Genomic DNA, 3,076 nt, shown 5'->3' on the forward strand with positions numbered 1-3,076 from the left:
CCCGCCACCTCGCTAAAAGAGCGGTAATCATCCCGGCGAATGGGCACCGCGCAAGGCGCCCCTCAGACCCCGCTTACGTCGAAAGCGTCATGAAGCAAACTCATGCTCTCCCGCAGCCTATGCGCTGTCAAGAAGGACGATACCGTGTCGTTCCTTCCCATCCATGTTGAAATATAACGCTAAGTGTTATATAAAGTCACAGAGAGCAGGAGAACCGCCATCGCGCGCATCTTCAAAAATGGTTGGTTCGAGCGCTTCGCGCGAAAAGAGCGGATTGCCGATGCCTCGCTTCGTGAAGCCGTGGAGCGCGCAGAAAGCGGTCTAGTGGACGCCGATCTTGGCGGCGGTGTCATCAAGCAGCGGGTCGCGCGCACCGGGCAAGGTAAGTCGGGCGGCTATCGCACGCTGATCCTGTTCCGGCAGGGTGACAAGGCGATATTCGCTTTTGGGTTCGCCAAGAGTGCGCAGGCGAACATATCAAAGGCGGACCTGGCCCTGCTCCGCGACGCGGCAAGCGAGGCGCTGGAATGGAATGCCGGGGAATTGGACCGACTGGTAGCTTTGGGAACGCTGGTGGAGATAGAGGATGGGAACGGTGATGAAGGATAAGGGCTATCGCAGCGAGATTGCGGGCGCGATCCATGAAATGATGAGCGACGCCCACGACGCGGGCGTGGTGTCGCGCGCGACGCTGCGTACATTCGATGACGCGTGCCTTGCCCCCGCCCCTACGCTGGCAGGTGATGAAATTCGGGCGATTCGCGAGCGCGAGCATGTCTCGCAACCTGTGTTCGCCGCCTATCTCAACGTCTCGCGCAATCTCGTGTCGGATTGGGAGCGCGGCGTGAAGCGACCCGGCGGCCCTGCCCTGCGCCTTCTGTCGATCATCCAACGCAAGGGATTACAGGCAGTCGCGTAGCTGTTTCCTGTCGGAAGCACATGTTTGCCGCACCATGGCCGATTGGCGACTGTCCGATTTGAAGGAAGAATTTGGGAATAAATGCCATTCTCATTACCCTCTCTCGGCCACTCCGTGATTGTTCCGTTCCGCTGAGATCACGGACTTTCAGAAATCAACATTAGAGAGTTCGGATCCTAGTAGCTGAGCGGCTTTCTCTTCATCTCCGGCGTTAAACCTAGCGCTGAGATTTTCAAATTCGGACATCTCGGATTTAGAAAGCACTGTTTTTATCGATTTCTTACGAAGCATCGCGCACCTTAAAGCAAGATGAACCGGGGAAGGAGAGCGAATCTTGACCCAAAGCGCATGGGCTGTATCTAAATTCCCCCTCTTCAATTCAAGCTTACATCTCATGCCAAGGCGACTATCTCGATTTGTTGAATGAAATCGATTGTCTATATCCGACAGTGTTGCCGCCGCCGCATCGAGATCACCGGCTTCCATCTGACAGTTGGCTAGATTTGCAAACGTTTCAAATTGGGGGCGAGGCTGGTCCTCGACCGCGAGCTTTGCAAACCTTAATGCCTCTAACGGATGGCCGGCGGCTTGTTCATAAGTCGAGCGACGATGTTCGTAGAATCCTGCCTCTTCTACTCTGCTTAGAACGGCTAATGCTCGTTCTGCCGCCAAAAGGTCTCCTGCACGAATTGCAATCTGGCATTGAAGGTCGACGATAAATTTATTGTGAGGGGATAGCCGCTCAGCAATTTCAATCTGAGCGCGGGCTTTCACCATGTCGCCACACTCAAAATAGCAACCCGCCAATTCCCGATGTATCGGCACACCAGAGCGGCCAAACTCCAGACTCCGCTCATAGTGCTCAATTGCTAGATGATGGTTGTACTGACGCCGAGCCATAAATCCCTTAACGTAAAACGCCTCTTTTACGCTACCTCTAGATAATAGCTCTTCAATATGAACTGACGCCTCTACAAATCTTTCTCTTCTAATAAGGGCCTGAGCAACAAAACGGCGAACGTTTACACTATTTGGCCTTGCATCGATCGCGAGTTCGCCGACAGTGATCGCTCTATCATAATCCCGATCATGATATGATTGGACAGCTAACTCGATCAGGTCACTCGCAAGTGTGACCGCATATTTCGATGAGGACCGTCGGCCTGCTAGCGTTGCGGCCCGAAAAAGATTTTGACCTAATGAAAGTCTCGTATCATCATCCTCGAAATTCTCTAAATAATCTTCTAGAAAACTCGATACCTTTCCATGATCGAGATGTAGGCCGTTGTAGGCCCGATAAGCCGCTTGTCTCACTGGCTCTGAAATTCGATAGTTCATGCCTTCGGGAACGACGAGCGCGAAGTCTAAGAGATACGTCATGTGACTAATGACTGTTTCGGCCGACATACCAAGATAATCTCTTATCACCGGCAATGGCAGGGGACTATAAGTCGATAGAAGCTGCAATATAGCTATATTTTCATCAGACATTTTTTTATCAGATTGTAATTTCCTTAAAAATATCTCTTCGCTAAACCGCGACAACGCAGCGCGGCTTGCAGCAACATAAGCGGGGCCATAAGCCTCCATTTCTTGCACGGCAAACATCACAGCTGGCGGATAACCGTGCGAATATTCGGCGATCACTCTTGCCTCATCCGTCCCAAGATGAATCTGCCTGTCTCTTGCCAGCAGTCGCACTAGCCTCTGGCTTGAGCTAGGAGACAACTCTGTTACACGTACAGAAGGCAAGGCATTTCCATCTGAATTCGTTATTCGACGATTGCTAACAATTCCCAAGTCTATTCCTGGGTCGCTTGCAACAATACTGTAGAGAATATCAAACTCTGGCCTCAACATACCATCTTCAGTAACCATCGCTCCTTGATCTAACACCACCGGATAAGCTCTTGACGCGCAAATAGTGCGAAGCTCTTCAACAATCTTTAAAGCTACATCATTATCGGAGATAATTTGATGATCGGCGATAAACTGTTCAGGGTTTATATCGATACCGGGCGACAGTGATATCTTGGTTTTTAAGAGCATCTCTGCAAGAAGATCGCCGTCTTTTAATCTAATTAACCCGGCTTATTCATGACAGCGGCGTAGTTTGCCTGGATTGGCGGGCGACGGCACTGGCGGCGTGGACGGGAC

At 51.4% G+C, this 3,076-nt stretch carries 3 protein-coding genes; 2 read left to right on the top strand and 1 reads right to left on the bottom strand.

Annotation, left to right across the window (positions count from 1 at the left end):
- Positions 1 to 183 precede the first annotated feature (183 nt).
- Together V2I08_RS20205 and V2I08_RS20210 are read left to right on the top strand one after the other, a co-directional pair.
- Positions 184 to 609, top strand: a complete 426-nt coding sequence (locus V2I08_RS20205) for a type II toxin-antitoxin system RelE/ParE family toxin (RefSeq protein ID WP_349636546.1) — start codon at positions 184 to 186, stop codon at positions 607 to 609.
- Positions 599 to 919, top strand: coding sequence for a DNA-binding transcriptional regulator (locus V2I08_RS20210; protein ID WP_349636548.1), 321 nt, complete (start codon positions 599 to 601; stop codon positions 917 to 919). Before V2I08_RS20205 ends, V2I08_RS20210 begins: the two co-directional genes overlap by 11 nt.
- A gap of 147 nt (positions 920 to 1,066) precedes the next feature.
- On the opposite strand, the gene V2I08_RS20215 is transcribed toward V2I08_RS20210, so the two are convergent.
- On the bottom strand, positions 1,067 to 2,968 hold the full coding sequence (locus tag V2I08_RS20215; protein WP_349636547.1) for a hypothetical protein: 1,902 nt from the start codon (positions 2,966 to 2,968) through the stop codon (positions 1,067 to 1,069).
- Positions 2,969 to 3,076 lie beyond the last annotated feature (108 nt).

The organism is Sphingobium sp. MK2, from assembly GCF_040170545.1.
Classification (GTDB): Bacteria; Pseudomonadota; Alphaproteobacteria; order Sphingomonadales; family Sphingomonadaceae; genus Sphingobium.

Bases quoted from the DNA above. Each gene is read 5' to 3' on its own strand.
- V2I08_RS20215 (WP_349636547.1), bottom strand. From the start codon at position 2,968: ATGCTCTTAAAAACCAAGATATCACTGTCGCCCGGTATCGATATAAAC.
- V2I08_RS20210 (WP_349636548.1), top strand. From the start codon at position 599: ATGAAGGATAAGGGCTATCGCAGCGAGATTGCGGGCGCGATCCATGAA.